Source organism: Microbacterium sp. TWP3-1-2b2, assembly GCF_049896145.1.
Taxonomy (GTDB): domain Bacteria; phylum Actinomycetota; class Actinomycetes; order Actinomycetales; family Microbacteriaceae; genus Microbacterium.
In genome coordinates, this window is sequence record NZ_JAFCTS010000001.1 from 1,299,308 (window position 1) to 1,320,359 (window position 21,052).

At 66.9% G+C, this 21,052-nt stretch carries 19 protein-coding genes; 10 read left to right on the plus strand and 9 right to left on the minus strand.

From position 1 onward, the window contains the following. Positions 1 to 18 precede the first annotated feature (18 nt). From ACP7AR_RS06530 to aqpZ, 3 genes are all read left to right on the plus strand, one after another. On the plus strand, positions 19 to 450 hold the full coding sequence (locus ACP7AR_RS06530) for a Fur family transcriptional regulator (RefSeq protein ID WP_426183936.1): 432 nt from the start codon (positions 19 to 21) through the stop codon (positions 448 to 450). Then, complete coding sequence (locus tag ACP7AR_RS06535) at positions 451 to 1,950, plus strand: catalase (RefSeq protein WP_426183938.1); 1,500 nt, start codon at positions 451 to 453, stop codon at positions 1,948 to 1,950. A gap of 197 nt (positions 1,951 to 2,147) precedes the next feature. Further along, a complete protein-coding gene (aqpZ, locus tag ACP7AR_RS06540) occupies positions 2,148 to 2,912 on the plus strand; it encodes an aquaporin Z (protein WP_426183940.1) in 765 nt (254 codons plus the stop codon). Between the two features lie 64 nt (positions 2,913 to 2,976). Here aqpZ and ACP7AR_RS06545 read toward each other — a convergent pair whose 3' ends face one another. Beyond that, on the minus strand, positions 2,977 to 3,969 hold the full coding sequence (locus ACP7AR_RS06545; RefSeq protein WP_426187664.1) for a stage II sporulation protein M: 993 nt from the start codon (positions 3,967 to 3,969) through the stop codon (positions 2,977 to 2,979). A gap of 16 nt (positions 3,970 to 3,985) precedes the next feature. Between ACP7AR_RS06545 and ACP7AR_RS06550 the strand changes: the two genes are divergently transcribed. Then, positions 3,986 to 4,795 (plus strand): RDD family protein, encoded by an 810-nt coding sequence (locus ACP7AR_RS06550; protein ID WP_426183942.1) that lies wholly within the window; start codon positions 3,986 to 3,988, stop codon positions 4,793 to 4,795. A gap of 43 nt (positions 4,796 to 4,838) precedes the next feature. Here the strand turns inward: ACP7AR_RS06550 and ACP7AR_RS06555 are convergent, their stop codons facing one another. From ACP7AR_RS06555 to ACP7AR_RS06570, 4 genes are read right to left on the minus strand one after another with little or no spacing between them, the layout of a single operon-like run. Next, positions 4,839 to 6,053, minus strand: coding sequence for an ABC transporter permease (locus ACP7AR_RS06555; RefSeq protein ID WP_426183944.1), 1,215 nt, complete (start codon positions 6,051 to 6,053; stop codon positions 4,839 to 4,841). Continuing rightward, complete coding sequence (locus ACP7AR_RS06560; RefSeq protein ID WP_426183946.1) at positions 6,050 to 6,787, minus strand: ABC transporter ATP-binding protein; 738 nt, start codon at positions 6,785 to 6,787, stop codon at positions 6,050 to 6,052. Before ACP7AR_RS06560 ends, ACP7AR_RS06555 begins: the two co-directional genes overlap by 4 nt. Continuing rightward, on the minus strand, positions 6,784 to 7,710 hold the full coding sequence (locus ACP7AR_RS06565) for an efflux RND transporter periplasmic adaptor subunit (protein WP_426183948.1): 927 nt from the start codon (positions 7,708 to 7,710) through the stop codon (positions 6,784 to 6,786). Before ACP7AR_RS06565 ends, ACP7AR_RS06560 begins: the two co-directional genes overlap by 4 nt. 59 nt (positions 7,711 to 7,769) lie before the next feature. After that, the gene (locus ACP7AR_RS06570) at positions 7,770 to 8,045 is read right to left on the minus strand and encodes a DUF3499 family protein (RefSeq protein WP_426183950.1); all 276 of its coding nucleotides are present in this window, start codon (positions 8,043 to 8,045) and stop codon (positions 7,770 to 7,772) included. Between ACP7AR_RS06570 and ACP7AR_RS06575 the strand changes: the two genes are divergently transcribed. Then, positions 8,044 to 8,475, plus strand: a complete 432-nt coding sequence (locus ACP7AR_RS06575) for a hypothetical protein (RefSeq protein ID WP_426183952.1) — start codon at positions 8,044 to 8,046, stop codon at positions 8,473 to 8,475. The two genes, ACP7AR_RS06570 and ACP7AR_RS06575, sit on opposite strands and share 2 nt — an antisense overlap. Here ACP7AR_RS06575 and ACP7AR_RS06580 read toward each other — a convergent pair. The 4 genes from ACP7AR_RS06580 to manA all read right to left on the minus strand — a co-directional run bounded on the left by ACP7AR_RS06580 (position 8,466) and on the right by manA (position 14,636). Beyond that, positions 8,466 to 9,854: a DUF5719 family protein gene (locus ACP7AR_RS06580; RefSeq protein WP_426183954.1), complete on the minus strand. Its 1,389-nt coding sequence runs from the start codon at positions 9,852 to 9,854 to the stop codon at positions 8,466 to 8,468. The two genes, ACP7AR_RS06575 and ACP7AR_RS06580, sit on opposite strands and share 10 nt — an antisense overlap. Next, positions 9,851 to 12,895 carry a glycosyltransferase gene (locus tag ACP7AR_RS06585; RefSeq protein ID WP_426183956.1) on the minus strand — a complete coding sequence of 1,015 codons (3,045 nt, stop codon included), beginning with the start codon at positions 12,893 to 12,895 and terminating at the stop codon, positions 9,851 to 9,853. The genes ACP7AR_RS06580 and ACP7AR_RS06585 overlap by 4 nt, the downstream gene beginning before the upstream one ends. A gap of 74 nt (positions 12,896 to 12,969) precedes the next feature. Continuing rightward, positions 12,970 to 13,287, minus strand: a complete 318-nt coding sequence (locus ACP7AR_RS06590; protein ID WP_426183958.1) for a WhiB family transcriptional regulator — start codon at positions 13,285 to 13,287, stop codon at positions 12,970 to 12,972. 224 nt (positions 13,288 to 13,511) lie between these two features. Then, complete coding sequence (gene manA, locus ACP7AR_RS06595) at positions 13,512 to 14,636, minus strand: mannose-6-phosphate isomerase, class I (protein WP_426183960.1); 1,125 nt, start codon at positions 14,634 to 14,636, stop codon at positions 13,512 to 13,514. 68 nt (positions 14,637 to 14,704) lie between these two features. Here manA and ACP7AR_RS06600 point away from each other — a divergent pair, with 68 nt between their 5' ends. The 5 genes from ACP7AR_RS06600 to ACP7AR_RS06620 all read left to right on the plus strand — a co-directional run bounded on the left by ACP7AR_RS06600 (position 14,705) and on the right by ACP7AR_RS06620 (position 21,034). Beyond that, positions 14,705 to 16,126: an O-antigen ligase family protein gene (locus tag ACP7AR_RS06600; protein WP_426183962.1), complete on the plus strand. Its 1,422-nt coding sequence runs from the start codon at positions 14,705 to 14,707 to the stop codon at positions 16,124 to 16,126. After that, the gene (locus ACP7AR_RS06605) at positions 16,123 to 17,424 is read left to right on the plus strand and encodes an O-antigen ligase family protein (protein WP_426183964.1); all 1,302 of its coding nucleotides are present in this window, start codon (positions 16,123 to 16,125) and stop codon (positions 17,422 to 17,424) included. The genes ACP7AR_RS06600 and ACP7AR_RS06605 overlap by 4 nt, the downstream gene beginning before the upstream one ends. An 81-nt stretch (positions 17,425 to 17,505) precedes the next feature. Further along, positions 17,506 to 19,479 carry a glycosyltransferase gene (locus tag ACP7AR_RS06610; RefSeq protein ID WP_426183966.1) on the plus strand — a complete coding sequence of 658 codons (1,974 nt, stop codon included), beginning with the start codon at positions 17,506 to 17,508 and terminating at the stop codon, positions 19,477 to 19,479. After that, entirely contained in the window at positions 19,476 to 20,438 is a 963-nt protein-coding gene (locus ACP7AR_RS06615; protein ID WP_426183968.1) for a glycosyltransferase family 2 protein, read from the plus strand. Before ACP7AR_RS06610 ends, ACP7AR_RS06615 begins: the two co-directional genes overlap by 4 nt. Then, positions 20,438 to 21,034, plus strand: a complete 597-nt coding sequence (locus tag ACP7AR_RS06620) for a hypothetical protein (protein WP_426183970.1) — start codon at positions 20,438 to 20,440, stop codon at positions 21,032 to 21,034. Before ACP7AR_RS06615 ends, ACP7AR_RS06620 begins: the two co-directional genes overlap by 1 nt. Positions 21,035 to 21,052 lie beyond the last annotated feature (18 nt).

Consider the following 21,052-nt stretch of genomic DNA (forward strand, 5'->3'; position numbering starts at 1 on the left):
CAATGCCAGACTGGACTCATGGAGATGACGACAGCAGCACCCGAGCGCTTACGCGCTGCAGGGCTGCGCGTCACGGTTCAGCGGGTCGCAGTGCTCGAGGCCCTGAATGCACGCCCGCACGCGGCGGCTGAGACCGTCTACTCCCACATCCGCGACGATCTCAGCGGCGTCGCATTGCCGACCGTCCACGGCATCCTGAACGACCTCACCGCCGCCGGCATCGTCCGCCGTGTGAGTCTTCCCGACGCCGGAAGCGCCCTCTACGAAGTGCAGCATGAGCGCGACAACCACCATCACCTGCAGTGCGTGGAGTGCGGTCGCGTCGAAGACGTCGCCTGCGCCGTGGGGGAAGCGCCGTGCCTGCACCCGTCCCACGATCACGGGATGCGAATCCTGGAAGCCTCTGTGACCTACCGAGCCATCTGCTCCGATTGCGAAAGGAAGAAGTGAATGACTGACAAGACTTTCACGACCACCCAGACCGGCACGCCCGTCGCCAGCGACGCTCAGTCGCTGACCACAGGCACCGACGGCACCACCGCGCTCCACGACCGCTATCTGGTCGAGAAGCTCGCCTCGTTCAACCGCGAGCGCGTGCCGGAGCGCAACCCGCACGCCAAGGGCGGCGGCGCATTCGGCGAATTCGTCGTCACCGAAGACGTCTCGCAGTTCACCCGCGCGGCCGTCTTCCAGCCGGGCGCCAGGAGCGAGACGCTGATCCGCTTCTCCTCCGTCGCCGGCGAGCAGGGCTCGCCCGACACCTGGCGCGACGTACGCGGCTTCTCGCTGCGTTTCTACACCACCGAGGGCAACCTCGACGTCGTCGGCAACAACACCCCGACGTTCTTCCTGCGCGACGGCATGAAGTTCCCCGACTTCATCCACTCGCAGAAGCGCCTGACCGGCTCGGCCCTGCGCGATGCAGACATGCAGTGGGACTTCTGGACCCTCTCTCCCGAGTCCGCCCACCAGGTCACCTATGTCATGGGCGATCGCGGCCTGCCGCGTTCGTGGCGCCACATGAACGGCTACGGCTCGCACACCTACCAGTGGGTCAACGCCGCGGGCGAGCGCTTCTGGGTGCAGTACCACTTCCTCTCCCAGCAGGGCGTAGTGCCGATGTTCGCCGACGAAGCAGAGCGCATCGCAGGTCAGGACGCCGACTACTACCGCCGCGATCTGTACGAGGCCATCGAGCGCGGTGAGAACCCCTCGTGGGACGTCTACGTGCAGGTCATGCCGTACGAAGAGGCCAAGGCCTACCGGTTCAACCCGTTCGACCTGACGAAGATCTGGTCGAAGAAGGACTACCCGCGCATCAAGGTCGGCACGTTCACGCTGAACCGCAACCCGAAGAACTTCTTCGCCGAGATCGAGCAGGCCGCCTTCTCGCCCGGCAACCAGGTCCCAGGCACGGGCATCTCGCCGGACAAGATGCTCATGGCCCGCGTGTTCTCGTACCCCGACGCCCAGCGCTACCGCATCGGCACCAACTACAACCAGTTGCCGGTGAACCAGCCGCACGCCGCCCACGTCAGCAACTACATGCACGAGGGCAACATGCAGTACCACTTCAACACCGCAGAGCACCGTGTCTACACACCGAACTCCTATGGTGCAGCCGGTGGGCCCGAGGCCGATCCGGCACGTGGCGTCGAGGCGAGCTGGGAGAACGACGGTGCACTCGTGCGCTCTGCGGCGACTCTGCACTCCGAGGACGACGACTTCGGCCAGGCGCGCACACTCATCACCGAGGTGTTCAACGACGAGGAGCGTCAGCGCTTCATCGAGACCCTCGCGGGGCAGTACCAGGCCCTCACCGTCCCCGCCATCCAGGAGCGCTTCTTCTGGTACTGGGGCCAGGTGGACCAGGAGACCGCCGACAAGGTGCGCGAGTTGGCGTTGAGCACCGCGGACGCCTCCGCGGATCCGGTCGGCGTCGGCGAGTGACGACACGGTTGTAACGACACGGTTCAGGTGGGGTCGGATGCTTCGGCATCCGACCCCATTCGTTTCCCACCGGGCGGGAATGCGCTGGGAGAACGCTGAGTGCGCGTCGGCGCGCCTCGCGCACCGCACGCATCGGAGCGTGGAAGATGTGCCGTGAATTCGGTCGTCTCCGACTCGAACTGACGAGAGGGAATCCCATGAGTGAATCACTCGCCGAAGCAGCGCCTCCGACGCCGTCGGTCGGCTCCAAACTCACCGCCGAGGCACTCGGCACGTTCCTGCTGGTTTTCGGGGGCGTCGGCACCGCGCTGTTCGCCTCCAACCTTTACACCGACCCCGGATCCGGCTCTGCCGTGTACGTGGCCGTCGCCTTCGCGTTCGGCCTCACCGTGGTCGTCGGCGTCTACGCCTTCGGCCCGATCTCCGGTGGCCATTTCAACCCCGCGGTCAGTCTCGGCCTCGCGGCGGCCGGTCGTCTTCCGTGGCGCGACGTGCCCGGCTACGTCATCGCTCAGATCGTCGGCGGGCTCATCGCCAGCACCGCACTCGTGCTGATCGGCCTGTTCGGTCCTGAGGGATGGCTCACCACCGCGCAGGATGCCGGCTTCGCCAGCAACGGTTGGGACGAGCACTCCCCGGGTGGCTTCGGCATCTGGGCGGCCATCATCATCGAAGTGATCCTGACCGCGATCTTCCTCTTCGTGATCCTGGGTACGACGCACAAGCTGCGTCCCACCCCGTTCGCCGGACTCGCGATCGGATTCACTCTGACCCTCATCCACCTCATCAGCATCCCTGTCGACAACACCTCGGTCAACCCGGCCCGCTCGATCGCCGCGGCGGTCTACGGGGGCGTCGGTCCGCTTTCGCAGCTGTGGGTCTTCCTGGTGTTCCCCATCGTGGGAGCGCTGATCGCCGGGTTCGCGTACAAGACGCTGCTCGACGGCACGAAGAAGTTCTGACCACCGCATCCGTCACGACGCACGATCAAGAACCCGCCTCCGGTTCATCCGGAGGCGGGTTCTCTCATCCTGCGACGAGCTGGGGCGTTCCCGCTTCGTATTCGAGGAGGTCGCCACGTTCTCCGCGGCGGTAGGCGCGACCGCCGACGAGCAGCATGTAGATGAGGAAGACGGCGAGCGCGGCGGCGCCGATGCCGATCTTGATCGGCCAAGGGAGCGACCACCCTGTGACGAAGCCCTCCACCAGGCCGGACAGGAACAGCGCGAACACCAGACCGATCGCCACAGTGGCGAGGGATCGCCCCTCTTGCGCGAGAGCGGTCGCCCTGGTGCGCCGTCCCGGCGCCACCCATGCCCAGAACAGATGCAACCCTGCGGCGGCCGCGACGAAGATGCTCGTCATCTCCAGCATCCCGTGCGGAAGGATGTACAGAACCATCACATCGAGCCTGTCGTGCGCAGCCATGACGGCGGCCGAGACACCGAGTCCGAACGCGTTCTGGGCGATGACGTAGACGGGCCAGATCCCGGTGACGCCGAAGAGCACGCACTGCGCGGCGATCCACGCATTGTTCGTCCACACCATGCCGGCGAAAACGGCGGCGGGGTTCTCCGTGTAGTACTCGGTGAAGCTCTCCTCGGCGTACTGCTCGAGGAAATCCGCCGGCCCGAGCGTCGCGACGAGCGCAGGATCGCCGGATATCCATGCGGCGACGCCCGCGGTGATCGCGATGAAAGCCAGTGCGATCACCAGCGTGGTCCAGCGCAACCGGTACAGCGCTGCCGGCAGCTGATCGGTGAAGAAGCGCGCGATCTGCGTGAGGATGCTGTCGGACGTGCCGGTCAGCCTCAGGCGCGCTTTCGCCACTATCGACGACACGTATGCACCCTGGGGCGATTCCCCGACCGATGTCTTCAGCTCGGCGAGATCAGCGGAGGCCGCGCGGTACCGCACGATGAGCTCATCGACGCCGTCGCCGTCGAGCCGCTGGCGGCTGAGTTCGTCCAGCCGCTCCCACTCGGCACGGCGGGCATCGCTGAGAGCATCGGCATCCACCTGATTTACTGTACTCATGTCCACGCCGATCGACACCGCTGACGAAGTGCTCTCGGGCGAAGCCGTCGCGATCGATGTGCAGCCGCTGAGCTTCTTCATGCGTGCGCTCGGCGCCCTGATCGACATGATCGTCAGCTGGACGCTCTTCCTGCTGTTCCTGTGGCTGCGCATGTGGCTTCTGGGCAGCGGGATCATCGACAGCTCGATCGACGGCATCATGAACGTGACGGCGATCGTCGTGTGCTTCGTGGCGGTGCCGATCGTGATCGAGCTCGCCATGCGAGGCCGCAGCCTCGGGCGACTCGCCGTGGGCGGACGGATCGTGCGACTGGACGGCGGGGCCGCAGGGTTCCGGCACGCGTTCATCCGTGCGCTCATCGGCGTACTGGAGATCTACATGACCTTCGGTGCCGTCGCGATCCTCGCAGGCGCTTTCACTGCCCGTTCGCAGCGCCTTGGCGACATGGTGGCGGGAACGTACAGCCAGCGCGTGCGCACCCCGAAGCTCATTCCGCTCGCCCCCGTGATGCCCCAGGCCCTGGCAGGCTGGGCTCAGATCGCCGACGTCGCGCGGATGCCGGATCGCCTGGCCAGACGCATCTCGCAGTTCCTGCAGCACGCCGAGCGGATGTCGCCACCGGCCCGCGCACGCATCGCGCAGGAGCTCGTCGTCGAGAGCAGCAGATATGTCTCGCCGCAGCCTTCCGCTCATCCTGAGCAGCTGCTGATCGCCATCACCGTACTGCGCCGGGAGCGCGAGCGCCGCGCTCTGGCGATCGCCGACGCCCGCGCGGAGAAGCTGACAGGACGACACGTCGGAGTCTGAGGCCTCTCCGGCTCGAACTCGTTCAGTACGTCTTCAGTGATGCTCAGAACCTGATCGCGTCGATCACCTTCACGCGCAGCGCCACGAGTGCGGGAATGAAGCCAGCCACAGCGCCGACGATCACGGATGCCACAAGGCCGGTGACCGCTGCGCGCATGGGGAACGGCGGCACATCCTGCATCCCCTGGAACATCGCCGGCACCACCCAGTCGGAACGGAGCACAGCGACGACGATCGCGATGCCGATGACACCGGCGACGGTGGTCGCGACCAGACTCTCCAGCAGGACGGACACGAACACCCGCGCGGCGGTCGCCCCGAAGGCGCGGCGCACGCCGATCTCCCGCACCCGCTGTCGCATCGCGACGAGCTGGATGTTGATCAGACTCAACGCGCCCAGAGCGAGGATGAGCGCGGCGATGCCACCGGTGATGAGCTCGAATGTCTTCATGGATTCCGCCATGCCCGGCGTCGCCGCCCAGTCGGAACGGGTCACTGAGACGACCTGACCGTCCGGGAGGCCTGCACGCAGATCCATGGCCAGCACGGGGCCGATCTCGGCGGACTGATCGGCGCCGACCCAGATCTCGTACTGGGGCCACGCGCCATCAGGCAGACTGTCGACGCGCGCGCGATACGAGTCGTAGAGCACGTCGACCCGCAGCTCCTCGTCACCGAATCCCTGACGCGGGACGACACCGATGACCTGGTAGGTGCCGCCTGCGTCGCCGGCGATCGCGATCGTCGGATGCTGATCCATCGGAACACGTCCGATCCGCTCCCACAGCGCCTCTGTCACGATGACCGGAGGCGCAAGGGCCGCCGCGTCGGCCTCCTGGAACCAGCGCCCTTCCAGCAGCTGCTCGCGATGGATCTGCGAGTAGGCGGGGTCGAGCAGGCGCCCGCCGACTTCGACGAGGCCGTCAGGCAGCTGGGCACGGAACATCACGCCCTGCGCGACTCTGGCGGTGTGGCTGAAACCGAACCGCTCGGAGACCCGCTCGAATCGGTCTCCGAAGGCATCGAAATCGACCGGATCGCCGTTCTCAGTGCTGACGCTCACGACGATCGTCGCGGTTCGGCCACCCCATCGGTCGGACTGCTCGGTCTGATACTGCTGCTGGTACTCGGAGAAGGCGATGACGGCAGTGAGCGCTGCGACCGATACGGCGATTCCGATGAGGCTGAGCAGAACGCGCAGCTTGTGCACCCGGATCTCCGCCCACGCGTCGGCCAGCGCACCCAGGAAACCGCTCATGCGCCGCTCCCGAACCCCTGGACGAGCGTGGAGGCCTCGAACGCGCGGCTGAGGTCGGTGGGTGCCAGATGCCCGGCATCCAGTCGATAGTGCCTGCGGGCGCGCGCGGCGACGTGCAGGTCGTGCGTGATCGTCACCAGCGCGGCGTCGGTCTCCGTCGCCACCTCGTCCAGCAGCGCCATGATGGATGCGCCGGTGTCGATGTCCAGCGCACCGGTCGGCTCATCGGCGAGGATGAGCACCGGCTGGCGCACCAGGGCCCTCGCGATCGCGACCCGCTGCTGCTCACCGCCGGAGAGTCGATCGGCGATCTGCTCGGTTCTATGGCCCAGCCCGACGCGCTCGAGCATGTCAGTGGCGATCGCCCGCCGTTTCCAGAACAGGCGGCCCTTCGCGTGTCCGAGCGGCATCATCACGTTGTCCAGCGCGGTGCGACCGGCGAGGAGGTTGAACTGCTGGAACACGAACCCCACATTGTCGCCGCGCACCCGATCGAGTCTTCCGCTGCGCATCTTCCGCACAGGGCGCCCCTCGAACGAGACCGAGCCCGTGGTCGGCGCATCCAGCATCCCGAGGATGTTCAGAAGAGTTGATTTGCCCGAACCGGAGCGCCCCACGATCGAGACATGATCCCCCGCACTGACCGTCAGGGTGATGCCGCGAAGGATCTCGAGTCGTGAGTCGTCGGCGAGAAGGACGCTCTTGGTGACGTCTTCCAGGGCGACCAGAGTCACCAGCTGGTTCCGCTCTCGCACTGCTCGACGCCGGGTTCGACCTCGTAGCAGAACTCTTCGACCGGAGCCAGGAACCCTGGCACGAACTGGCGGATCATCTCGCCCTCTTCCAGCCCTTCGACCACTTCCACCATCGCGCCGTCGTTGACTCCGAGGGTAACGGCACGTTCTTCGGCTTCACCGCCGTCTCCTGCATCCACCCACACGCTGCCGGTGCCCGAGCCGCCCTGCACCGCCGTGACGGGGATGACGAGAGCATCGTCGACCTGGCCGAGCGCGAGGTCCATCTGAGCGGGGAGGCCTGCGAAGACCACCTGATCGGAGGGGATAGCGCAGCGGACGCTCGCCGTGCCCTCTGTGGTGACCTGCACGCGCACGCCGGTGCACGCGAAAGGTGCGGGCCCTCCGGTGATCGTCACTGTTGCATCGGTCGGTGCCCCCACGAGCCGGTACAGCTGCACCGGCTCGACTGTCGCGAGCAGGTGATATCGGGCCGGGGTGAGGGTCGCGACCTCGGACCCGACCGCGAGAGCCTGCCCCTTGACGAGAGCGATCTCGGAGAGCTCCCCCGCCTCGGGGGCGACGATGTCGATGCGCTTTCTCGGATAGTCCTGCTCGACGGTGAACAGCACCTGGCCTTCCTTGACCGCAGCACCGTCGGCGACGTGCACGGCTGTCACCGTGCCGTTGATCTCGCCCCTCAACGGAAAGGAATCGTCTCTTGCGATGTTGCCGCTCAGGGTGAGCGCGTTGACCACGGATCCCCGCTCCACCGCGAGCACCGGATCTGTGACGCCGGCGTCGGGGCTGACGACCGCGTCGGCGGTGTCAGGGAAGAACGCCAGCTTGACGAGAGCAGCCGCGCACAATCCGAAGACGACAACGAGGAGCAGTGGGAAGACCCAACGACGCCAGACGATCACGAAGGCCTTTCCGGTTGCGCCACCGTGACGCGTCCGGGATCAGCATAGCCAGGCGGAACTCAGGCCCGCATCGCCTCGTGACGCACGACGATCCAACCGGTCGGCACGGAGACCCGCTGCGCGTGCTGGGCGCAGAGATCATGCGCGTTCGGGTGGTCGGTTCCCCCCAGCGGACCCAGCGCCGCCATCTGGTCGCCGTAGTCGTAGGTGAGCGTCGCCACGGCCTCACGGGCGCAGGTGACCTTCGAGCAGAGTCGTTCGTCCATCTGGGCCAGCGTAGGACGCCCGGCGGGCCAGGGCCGGTTGCCGCGCGGAACACCATAGACTTTCGTCATGCCCCATCGTCGGTCCGCACGAGGTGCCACGACGCCCCGCCGTGGCGCACGGCACGGGCGCCACGGCCGTCTCGGCCGCAGCGAGGTCGTGCGTCCGCCTCTTGCGCCGCTGGAAGGGCGCATAGATCGCTTCGATGTCACGATCGGCACCGCCGTCGAGTTCCTGCGCGGTACCTGGCCCGAACTGCAGGAAGTGCGCTTCGAGATCGGAGCGCTGCCGATGAGCCCCGATCCGACCGGCATCCCCCGCTGGCAGATCGATCGAGAAGGTCGCCGCATCGTGCTGTTCCGCATCCCGATCGAACGTCTGCTCCCGCCGGGACACGATGACGCGATGCACCGCCGCATCGCGATCGAAAGCGCTGTCTTCCGCGCCGCCGCCGAGTACGTCGGCAAGGACCCGTGGGAGTTCGGTTCGGATCAGGGGTAGACGGTGATGGCGGCCTGAGCGGCTGCACCTGGCCAGATCGGCCAACCGGCCATCTCGTCCGTGCCTGCCAGGGCGATCGCAGCGTGCAACGGAGTGTCGGTCGCCAGCGCGTACGTCGTGCCGTCGCTCACGTCGGCCACGATCGAGCCGCCCGCGGGGACGGTGATCGTCTCCCCCTCGCCCCCCGTGGTGGGAGTGAGGGTGACAGATGCCTCTGTGGCGGCGGAGTTGACCAGGTGGATGCGCGGGTCCGGCCCGTCCGGGACGGCGAAGACGACCTCCCCCGAAAGTTCCGGGGCCGGTGTCATCCACCCGAAATCGGCGCCGGCGCCGATGTCCGTGATCTGTCGGACGGCGCCGACCACAGGCGTGTCAGCCGTGACCTCGACACTGTAGACGCCCGGATCCAGCGCGTCGAGGCTCACTTCTGCGGGGATCGCGGCATCCAACGGCACTGTCAGATCCTGCACCCGTTCCCCCTCGGAGCTGATCGTGATGGTGGCCTGAGCGGCCTGATCCGTCGCCATCAGTCGCAGCACGGTGACGGCGGAGTCGGGGCTCTTGGTCAGCACCTGCACACCGGCGAACGTGAGATCCGTCCGCGGAGCACCCGCGGTGTCCTGCACGTCGATTCCGGACGGATCGAGCGTGCGGATCAGCGAAGACTGCAGCACCGCGCGCAGCGGGGCGCCTGCGGCCGTCACGCGCACGACGGGCTCCTGGAGACCTGCAGCCACAGAAGACAGCGGAACCGCGAGCTGAGTGCCCGCCGGCACGAGGGTCTTCGTCGATGACTGCTCGATGCCGAAGACGGTGATCGTGGCGGTGGCCGGGACGTCGCCCGGGTTGGACAGGATGATGAGGTCGCTGGTGCCGGTCTCCACGGTTCCACCGACCAACCAGGATTCGGTGCTCGGTTCACGACATGCGCTGGCTGCCAGACCGGAGAGGTCATCCGCAGCCAGCGAGACCGATTCGGCCGCGGCGATGGACACGGCCGAACCAGGATCGGGACTGCCGACGAGCTTCAGCGGTCCGGCCGCAGGGCCGCTCAGGTCGACCGTGAGCAGATCGGATGCTGCGAGCTCGGATTCGTCGCTCGCTCCGCTGTGCTCGGCGGTGAGGGAAGGATCGCCGGCCGATGACATCTGGCCCGCGTCCTGGGTGTTCCTGCCGATCGCGCGGAACGAGCCGGTGCACACCAGCGTCGTGTCGCCCGCGGTCGGGGTGACGGACACCTGGGCGGGTTCATTCACGATCTCCGGCCACGGCAGCGCGACGGCAGCCGTGACGCCGACGACGCACCCGGCGGCGATGATCGCTCCCGCCAGCAGCCTTGCGCTCGTGGCGACGACATGGATCGCCCGATTCTGAGTCATCGCTTCTCCTCGGCGTCGGTCGGCTGTTCATCGTCCGGATCATCCACCGCGTCGGGTACCGGCTCCTCGACGTCCACTTCCCGCTCCCGCGGAGCCGAGTCGTCATGTTCGTCTGGATCGTCGCCCTCTTTCGATCCCTCGCGAGCGCGGGTCTCGCCGTCCTGGTCCGCCAGAGACCGTCCGGCCGGATGCTCGTCGTCGAATCGGTCGTCCGCGCGCCTGGGGAGCACGATCGGCTCCTCTGCCGAGCGTCCGACGATGCGCGACTGCGCGCGGGCGGCACGTCGAGAGGCCCTGGTCGGAATCGACAGCAGGAGGGCAGCGAACAGCACGATGAGCTGCAGCGCGGTGACCGCCCTGGCAGTCCCCTCTTGCACGTCATCGAGCGGTGCGCGCTTCGAGGGAGTCGCCTCAAGGCGCCACAGCACGCCCTTGTCCGTCTCACCGACCTTCACGAAACCGGAGCGCTGGTCGAGCGCCGTGATCGCAGCCACTCTGAACGCCCTCGCGGCATCCGACTCTTCGGTGTCGAGCTGATCGAGCAGCACGAAGTGGATGCCGTGCGCGGCGAGTTCGCGCGGTGCGTCGAAGGTGCGCGTCGAGAGCAGATCGACCGAAAGCGCGCTGATGTCGGTTCCCTGCGGCTCTGTCGCGGTGCTGAGCATGGTCGACTGCGCTCCGAGTGTCTCGCTCGCACCCCACACGACCTCTGCTGCCACGCCGCCGTCGTTCTGTGGAGTGAGCACAAGAGTCGCGATCTCTCGGTCGCCCTTCGCTTCGGCGGCCACGAACGCAGGAAGGGTGCTCTCCGGCCCGTCGGTGAGCACTGTGCGGTCGGTGGGGAGGGCGGTGAGGGCAGGAATGGCGCATATCGCGAGTGCGAGGCCGGCGACCGTGACGGCTGCCACACGAAGTCTGGGAAGCGTCACGGCCGTGTCGAGCGTGACGAGCGCCGCGCCGACGATGCCGATCCAGGCCAGGCTCAGTCCGGTACCCGGCCAGATCTCCACCGGCATGCCCTGCGCGAAGCTCACCACCACTCCCACAGCCGCGAAAGCTGTCGCGAGACCCGTCATCGCGACACCGAGCAGCGTGATGCCCGCTCCCCAACGCGGCGCGACCGCCGCGGCAAGCGCCAGCAGTGCGAGCGGAGCGATGAACAACGGAGCCCATGCCGCGATCGCAGGGTCGATCACATCCATCCACCCCGCGAGGTCTGCGGTCGGGAACCCGGTCGCCAACAGTATCCGTCCTGCGCCGTCCGCCGCGACCTGCGGGCCAGCCCACGCCAACCCTGGGTCGGCGAAGAGCGCCCACAGATTGCCCTTGCGCACCTGCCAGATCGCCAGCGGTGCGAAGAGCACCACCGCGGGGGCGAGCATCCAGAGCAACCGGACTGCGCCGTGGAACCACCCGCGGGTCAGCACGATCGCAAGCGCCACGGCCCAGAGCAGGCCGAGACCGGGGGCGAGTACCGGTGCGCACGCGAGCACGGCCGCGAGCACGATGGAGGCGGCGCCGGCAGCACCCCAGGATCGGTGCGCGACGACAGCGGTGTGGAACAGCCACGGCAGCAGCAGATGCAGCAGCACGGCAGCAGGCCGGCCTTCGATGAGGGCGGTGAGGAAGGTGGGCGAGAGCGCCCACGCCACGCCACCGAAGATGCGTAGCCCACCACGATCGGTGATGCGCGTCGCCGCGAACCAACCGCCGAGCACCGCGAGGGGCAGGGCGAGCAACCAGACCAGCACGAGCGCGAACGATGGGGCGCCGCCCCACAGAGTGCCGAGGGCCGCTATCACGCCGGAGAACGGGTCAGCAGGACCGATGACCCCCACGCCGATGCCGCGCTGGCCCCACGCCGCGTCCTCCCAGAGCGCCGCGACGGTGGTGCGCAGCGGAAGCAGGGCTCCCCCGCCGATCGCCGGCCATGCCAGCAGAGTGAAGAAGGATGCCACGCCGACGACAAGAGCGCCCAGCACCGCCCACGCGCCGCCGCCCGAGAAGAAGTTCAGCTCGCTGACGGCACCGCCTTCGCTGCCGTGGCCGTCGTCGAGGCGCCGATGCAGTTGCGCCCGAGTGATGCGCAGCGGGGTGATCCTCGACCAGGACGCCGCACGCGTGGCACGGATGCTCCGCCGCGAACGCGCCACGGCACCGACGCGCACCATCGCCATGATCGCTGCGCCCCACTCGGGGAACACGGATGCCGGACGCTTCGCGATGAGGTGGACGATGGTGCGCCAGAGTGCAAGAGGCAGCAGTGACAGCCAATGCAGCGGCACCGCCGCGGCAGGCGCATACGCGAGGCGCCTGTGCAGCTGCGCGAGCCGTGAGACGTAGGCGCGGTGAGACGCGTTCCTCGGCAGGGCGGCGGGGCCGTCCGGACGCACTGACACTCGAGCGCTCGGCGCCAGCACCACCCGCGCGCCGGCGAGGCGAGCGCGCACGCCGAGATCCAGTCCCTCATCTGCTCCGTGCAATGCGGGATCCGGACGCAACTGCTCGCGCATCTCGCCACGGATGAGCATGCCGCGTACGTCAGCACCGAGGGCGTCGTCGTTTCCGTCGTGCTGACCCTGATCGAGCTCTCCGGCGGCCAACTCGACAGAGCGGCCGAGCGTCGTCATGGTGACACCCAGCGAGACGATCTCACGCTCGTTGTCGGCGTTCACGAGCTTGGGGGACGCGATCGCGGCAGACGGTGAACGCTCGAGCGCACCGGCGAGCTGCGCGAGCGCCTGCGGGTGCGGGGCGGTGTCGTGGGCGAGCAGCCATATGGCTGCGCCGTCGGCCACACGCGAGCGGGCGAGGTCGACGGCTTCCGCGTACGAGGTTCCACCGCGCGCCTGGATGATGCCCTCGACGAGCCGCCCGACGACGTCGCTGGCACGGTATTCGGAGCCATCGCCGCAGACGACCAGGGTGATCGCGTCGGCTCGGCGGGTCTGCAGGGTCAGGGCGTCAAGCGTTCGCAGGAGCTGTGCACGCGCCGACGATCCGGAGCGCGCGACGATGATGGCATGAACTGGGGTAGGCATGGCCTGGTCAGCCTATGCGCTGACTTCGTGGGCCACCGTCAGCGCGCCCGGCGAGCCTGCCAAGCTATGAACGATCAGCCCGCGCTGCGCTTGAGCTTGCGGCGCTCGCGTTCGCTCAGGCCGCCCCAGATGCCGAAACGCTCGTCGTTGTTCAGCGCGTATTCGAGGCATTCGCCTCGCACGTCGCAAGACGAGCAGATCCGCTTCGCGTCACGGGTCGAACCGCCCTTCTCAGGGAAGAACGCCTCGGGGTCGGTCTGAGAACACAGTGCATCTGTCTGCCATGACAGGGCGCTGTCTTCATCAGGCTCCACACGCCTGACCCCGGGAACCCCGAGATTGACCGGATCAACAAACCAGTTCTCGGGAACGTCGGAACGGTAACCCGTCATGTCGCTCTCCTTGCCCTTCAGAATGCCCCCCGCCGGGCCTTGCTGAACTAATTACACCCGTGTCATTCGCTGCGGTCAAGTCGCGGATAGTAAAGCCTCAATCGACTATTGAAGGTTCACGGCGTGTCGACGGCGTGTCGTGTCAGGAGGAACTCAGTACGGCCGACCGTCGGGCGTGTCGTCACTGGTCGAACCGCAGGTTGGATTTCGGAATCCATCGCCGCTCAGTCGCCTGGTTGCGCGATGAACACTTCGCCGCTGCCGCTCAGCGACAACGCCGTCTCATCCTCGGTGGCGAACACCGCTGAGCCGACGGCCACTGCGACAGCCGCCCCCTCTGCGCCCGACACAGTGACCTCTCCCGCAGTCGAGAGCACCATGGCGGGGCCCGCGACTTCAACGGTGACCAGGTCGCCGGTGAGCACGACGCGTCGCAGAGCGAAATCGGGCACGTCGACGTCGTACGTCGTCACCGCACCTGTCGCCGTTGGGGGCAGCACCGGCACCGCTTCGGGAGTGGTGTCGAGGACAGAGAGCAGCTCGGACACATCGATGTGCTTCGGTGTCAGCCCCCCGCGCAGCACGTTGTCACTCGCCGCCATGATCTCCACGCCGAGGCCGGAGATGTAGGCGTGCAGAAGCCCGGCGCGCAGGAAGATGGCTTCGCCACGACGCAGCACGATGTAGTTCATCAGCAGTGCGACGACGACGCCGGGGTCACCGGGGTACCGATCCGCTATCGCTCGCACCGCATCGAGCTCTGCGGCGAACTCCTCCGACGACGACGCGGCGAGCGCCGCGATGATCTCGTCCACCTCCCGCTGTGCGCCGCCGGAGAGCAGCCACCCGACAGCATCCCTCAGCACGACCTCATCGCTGCCGCCCTCGAGGCGCTCGCGAAGCGCACGCACGCCGGAGGTATCGCCCAGCGCTGTCAGGAGACGGAGTGTGTCGGCCACGGATCGCAGGCCGCCGAGCGCCTCGAATCGGTCGCTCAGGGCGACGATGAGCTCGGGCTTGTGGTTCGCGTCGCGGTAGTTGCGCGCGGGATCATCCGCGGCGAGCGCCTCTTCCCTCCCCCACCCGTCCCGCGCCTGTGCGATGGTCGGGTGCACCTGGATCGAGAGCGGAGAAGCGGCTGCGAGCAGCTTCAGCAGATACGGAAGAGTGCCGCCCGTCACCGAATCGAGAGTGGAACCGTCCGCGACGTCGGCGGGGTCGCCAGAGTGGTCACCGAACCACACCTCGGCCTCCGGTGCGCCGGTGGGTTCCCGGCCCTCCAGATCAGCGAGGAGCGAGGTCGACCCCCAGGCATAGTCACGGGGTGCGTTCGACAGACTCAGCAGCATGTAGCCAGCGTATCGATCCCGGCCGTGCCGCAGCGATCCGACGGCGTCGGCGCGGTAGCCTGAACCCGATGGCGCAGTACACGAAGCATCCAGTGAAAGCCCCGCCCACCGCGCCGGATCGCGAGTCGACGGGGCATCTGCTGCTGCGCGGCTACGTCATCCTCGTCTTCATCGTCGCGTTCGCCCACACCGCGCTGTACAACCTCGTCGGAGTGACCGTCGCCGGCGCCGTGATGATCCTGCTCACTCTGGCGGCCCTCGCCATCGGGATTCCGATGATCGCGCGCGCCGAGCCGCATCCGTTCCCGTGGCGGCGCCTGCCGTGGTCGGCGCTCGGATATGTGGGGCTCGCGTTGATCTCTGTCGCGTGGTCGCAGTGGCGGCTGCCGACGATCCTCACCTGGCTCCTGCTCGCCGCCGTCACCGTCAACGGCCTGCTGATCGCGCACGCCCTCAGCTGGCAGGAGATCGTGCGCGCACTCGCGACCGCGTTCAAATGGATCCTCGGGCTGTCGCTCGCGCTCGAGCTGTGGGTGTCGCTGGTCGTACACGGTCCCCTTCTCCCGAACTTCCTGACGCTCCCGGACGGCGACATCGACCCGCATTGGTACTGGGTGCGGGACAACCTGCTCGACGGCGGCCGCATCCAGGGCATCGTCGGAAACTCGAACGTGCTCGCGATCATCAGCCTGTTCGCGATCGTCACGTTCGGGGTGCGCTTCGCACTGCGCGCGCGCTGGCGCACCACCCTCGTGATGTGGATGCTGTTGGCCGCGTTCATGATGCTCAGGGCATCCTCTGCGACGACCTACGTGTGCGCGCTCGCGGCCGCCGTGGTGCTGATGGTGGCGCTGCTGATCCGCCGAGCGCACACGCCGGGGGCGCGAGCCCGGATCTACGCGATCTGCGGCGGGGCCGTCGTCGTCGTCGTGGCCGCGGTGATCGTGTTCCACAGGCCGCTGTTCGATGCGCTCGGTCGCAGCGCTGATCTCACCGGCCGCACCGACGTCATCTGGACGAAGGTTCTCGAGCGAGCTGCCGCTCATCCGGTGTTCGGCAATGGGTTCTCCAGTCCGTGGATACCCACCGACCCCTCGTTCGACGGCTGGATCACCGACCACGGCATCACCGTGTTCCACGCACACAACATGTGGCTCGATGTTCTGATGCAGCTCGGCGTGGTCGGGGTCGTGCTGATGGCCGCGGCATACTTCGGTCTGCTGTGGCGCGCATGGTTCTTCGCCGCCGACCGGCCACGCTGGAATCTCCGCGCCGACCGCCCCTACTCTCCGCTGACCTTGCTGCCGGTGCTGTTCACCGTCATTCTGCTTGTTCAGGGCCTCGCCGAGTCCACCCCGATCATGCTCTGGGGATGGTTGATGCTGGTGCTCTTCTCGTTCAAGATCAAATCAGTGCCGCTGGTCGGCGTCGGACTCAGCGAGCAGTCCCGCGTCACCGAACGCGGCAGCAGGGCCCGGCGCATCCCGTGACCTCTGCCAAGGACCGGCTGGGCCGGCTGCTCGGTTCCGTCGAGATGGCGCGCGCGTACACGCTGGCCGCACTCACCGCCACCTTCGGCTCGTTCATGATCGAGCGGATGACGTCGGCGACCACGTATGCCACGATCATCGTGCTGCTGTGCGCGCTGGGCGTCGCGATCCTGTTCGTCCGGCGTGAAGAGCTGTCCCTTCTGCGGCTGGCGCCTTCGTCGTTGTTCGCGTTCCTCGCACTCGCCCTCGCCAGCGTGTTCTGGACGACGGACCGCTCTGACACCCTCGTCGGATGGCTCTGGACGTTCGGCTTCGCGATCATGGCGATCACGATCGGCCACATCCGCGACACGTTGCAGACCGTCCGCGCGATCGGTGACACCCTGCGGGCGCTGCTTCTCGTCTCACTCGGGATGGAGGTGCTCTCCGGCATCCTCATCGACGTGCCGATCGCGTTCCTCCAGATCGAGGGGAACCTCGCGCTCGGCGGACCGGTGCAGGGCATCTTCGGCACTCGCAACATGCTCGGATTCGTCGCGGTGATCGCTCTCATCACGTTCTTCATCGAATGGCGCACGCAGTCGGTCGTGGCCCCCATCGCGGTCCCCTCGATCGCGCTCGCCGGGTTCCTCGCTCTGGTCTCCGCGTCGCCGACCGTGCTGGTGCTGGCCGTTGCCGTCGGGGTGGCGACGGCGGCCTTGACGATCGTCCGCCACACTCCGGCGGCGCACCGCAATCTCGTGCAATGGGTGCTGGGTGCCCTCACTCTCGCGTCACTCGCGGTCGCGTTCGCGTTCCGGCATCCGATCATCGCCTGGATGGGCGGCGGCTCCGATTTCTCCATCCGCGCCGATCTGTGGAATCAGATCCTCGATTTCGTGGCGATCAGGCCGTTTCAGGGGTGGGGCTGGTTCGGACCATGGCAGCGCGGCGAGTATCCGTTCACCTACATCAACTACCTGCTCGATGATCAGCACCAGACAGCGCTGAACGCGTTCTTCGATGTGCTGCTCCAACTGGGCATCGCCGGATTCCTGCTGTTCCTCATCCTGGGCGGAGTGGCTCTGATCAGGTCCTGGTTGGTCGCGAGCGTGCGGCACTCGGTGGTGTACGCGTGGACTCCCCTCGTGCTCGTCACCCTCGCCGTCGACTCGATGTTCGAGAGCTTCACCCTTGCGGGTGCCGGGTGGTTCATGCTCGTGCTGTGCGCACTCCGCGCCGGACAGTCGAGGTCCTGGCGCGAGAACATCGATGCAGCGAACACCGGGGTCATCCCGACGCTGCGCGCGCAGGAGTGATCCGGGGCCGAGCCGAGTTCCTTGCACAGCAGGATGGGCGCGGTCTGCGGCGTTCCACATGACCGGAAGGTAGGCTACTCCGTGCCCGCTGAACCAGCCGAGCGCCCAGCCGGGCGGGGCGAAGCAATTCCGGAGATCTCGCCCGTGACCCACGTCCTGCAGAACGTCGTCTTCCCGCTCGACCGCGACCCCGACCTCCTCCCGCTGTATGCCGATCCCGAGACCTGGTCCGTGATCGATGAGGAGCCCGTCCGCGTCTCGAACCGCGCGCATCTCGGCAACATCCTGAGCCGGCACAGCGCGCGTATCGTCGCCGGTCGGCGGGTCTCACTCGGCACATACTTCAACGCGTTCCCTGCGTCGTACTGGCAGCACTGGACGAGCGTGCGCCAGGTGCGACTCACTGTGCGCACGAAGGGTCCGGCGACCATCCTCGTCTACCGTTCGAACGGCTCCGGAATCCGCCAGCGCGTGGACACCAGAGAGGTCACGGGTGACGCTGAGACATCGTTCGATCTGGCTCTGACCCAGTACAGCGACGGCGGGTGGATCTGGTTCGACATCGTCGCGGACGAGAAGGCCGCCGTTCTGGAGTGTGCGGAGTGGACGACCGAGCAGGAGCCGAAGCGCACAGGCAAGGCGTCACTCGGCATCACCACCTACAACAAGCCCGATTACTGCGTCGAGACCCTCCAGGCACTGGCCGCGTCGCCTGACGCGCTGGAGTTCGTCGACCGGATCTTCCTCATCGATCAGGGCACGCAGCTCGTGGCCGAGCAGGAAGGCTACGCCGAAGTCGCCGCTGCGCTCGGCGAGACGCTGCAGGTGATCCGACAGCCCAATCTCGGCGGCTCTGGCGGCTTCGCCCGCGCCATGCACGAGACGCTGCAGCGGCCCGAGAGCGACTTCGTGCAGCTGCTCGACGATGACGTACGGCTCGAGCCCGAATCCGTGCGCCGCTCGATCGTGTTCGGCCAGTTCGCGACCAATCCGGTGCTCGTCGGCGGTCACATGTTCGATCTGCTCGATCGTCCGAAGCTCCACGGCTGGGCAGAGGTGCTCGACAAGGTTCCGTTCATGTGGCGCAACCTCTATCAAGAGAAGATGCCGCACGACTTCGGTGCGTCGAACCTGCGCCAGTCGAAGCTGCTGCACATGCGCATGGACGCGGACTACAACGGCTGGTGGATGTGCCTGATCCCTCTGGACGCCATCCGGAAGGTGGGCCTCTCCCTGCCTGCCTTCATCAAATGGGATGACGCCGAGTTCTGCCTTCGTGCCGGCGAAGCCGGCTTTCCCACCGTCTCGATGCCCGGCGTCGCGCTCTGGCACGTCTCATGGGTCAACAAGGACGATTCGATCGATTGGCAGGCGTACTTCCACGCCCGCAACCGCATCGTCGCAGGGCTGCTGCACTCCGAGGTCCCGCATGGCGGACGACTGCTGACTCACAGTCGCCGCGTCGACCTCAAGCATCTGATGATGATGCAGTACTACCCCGTCGCCCTGCGCGCTCAAGCGCTGCGGGATGTCCTGTCGGGGCCGGCGCACATGCGCGAGAACCTGGCGACGGCGATGCCTCGCGCTCGCGCGCTCGCGGCCGACTATCCCGAGACCGTGGTACACCGCGATCCGTCCACGGTGCTGCATTCACGGCATGGTCGTCGGGTTTACAAGCAGCAACCCCGAAACCAGTTTGACAGTCCGACAGGATTGCGACTGCGGGTGTTCACGCTATCGACCCTCATCGCGCACTGGCTGCACAAGCCGAATCCAGAAAACGTGGACCAGCCGGAAGTCGAGTTCGGCAAGGGCGATGCGCACTGGTGGCGCTTGCCCAACTTCGACAGTGCTCTGGTGAGCGCCGCGGACGGATCCGGCAAGAACATCTACACAAGAGATCGCAAGAAGTACCGTCAGATGCTCCGTGACACGGTACGTCTGCACGCCGAGTTGAGGCGCCGCTGGCCTGAACTGCAGAAGCAGTATCGGCAGGCACTTCCGGAGCTCGTCTCCCCCGATTCCTGGCAGCAGATCTTCGAGGAGAAGGCATGACCGCGGCGCCCGCTGCATTCGACCCCGCGTCGGCGACGATCGTCATCGTCACGTACAACCGTTCTCATCTGCTCACACGTTTGCTCGACAGCATCGCGGTCATGGACCCGAAGCCCGGACACGTCGTGATCATCGACAACGCGTCTGCTGACGACACCACAGAGGTCGTCGATTCCTTCCGTGCGCGCATCGGCACTGAGATCGTGTACCGCAGGCTCGAGACCAACACCGGCGGGTCCGGGGGCTTCAGCGAGGGCATGCGCACGGCGTACGAGCTCGGCTCGGAGTGGATCTGGATGATGGACGACGACGTCGAGGTCCTGCCGGACGGCCTCGCGCGCATGGGGAAGTGGACCCCTCGCTTCAAGAGCATCCAGGGACGCCGATACGACTACGACGGCAGTGAGTTCTACTGGCAGTACCGGATCGCCGAGCGGATGGGCATTCCGATCCCGTTCGCGCCGGCCGGGTTCGATGCATCGGGATTCAAGGAGATGAACAGCGGATGCTTCGAGGGGATGTTCATCCACCGCTCGATCGTGACGCAGATCGGCCTCCCCGACCATCGCTTCTTCATCTACTGGGATGACCAGATGTACGGCTGGCTCGCCTCGCGGCTCACCACAGCCGTGATCGTGAACGAGTTCGTGCTGCGCCGCACCCGCGAGATCAAGCAGTGGGACATGGGCGTGCGCCACATGAATGCGTCGAGCAACGCGTACCGGTACTACATCATGCGCAACCGAGCATTCATCAAGAACTATTACCGCGTGCACGGCGTCTATAACCCTGTGCTGTTCGGACTCGGCACCACTGCGACGTTCTTCAAAGAGCTCATCCGGTTGCTCTTCGTCGAACGAACGGTGCGAGGCACGAGCAATCTTTTCCGCGGCATCCGCGATGGTGGCAAGATCGGTCGAGACCGCACCTGGCAGCCCATGCCGGCATTGGAGAAGTGATGAGCGACGAGCAGCAGCCAAGGGCCGAGTGGGTATTCCCCGAGCAGAAGAAGACCAACAAGAAACGCATCTGGCTGATCGTCGGCCTGTCGGTCCTGGCGGTGGCCATCGTCGCGGCACTGCTGTTCTTCCTGCTGCCGCGAGGCGGCGAGCCCGAGCCGACACCCACGCCCACGGATACGGCGAGTTCCTCGCCCACCCCGACTGCGACGCCGACCGACACGCCTACGCCGACCGCCGCTCCCACGCAGGAGCCGGGGACCACGCCTCCGCCCGTTCCTGATCCCGACATACCCACGTTCGCCGCGCAGGTGCAGCCGCGTCTCGACGATGCGTCGACAGGGCTCACGATCGCCGCCGATCTGAGTGGTCAGGAGGCCGCTCAGGTCGTCGAATCGCTGCAGCAGGATGCCGGGCGTCTGTCGGATGCTGCTGCTCCGAGTTCGATCTCATCGGCGTGGTACGCGGGCGTCGGACAGTACAGCGCGCGGCTCGGAGAGCTCCGAAGCGCGTTCGAGAGCGGCTCGAACACGCAGAGCGCGATGGATGCCGCCACCGCCGCTCTGAAGGACCTCCGCGCGCTCGTCGGCCTCTGAAGCTGTCAGAGATCGCGG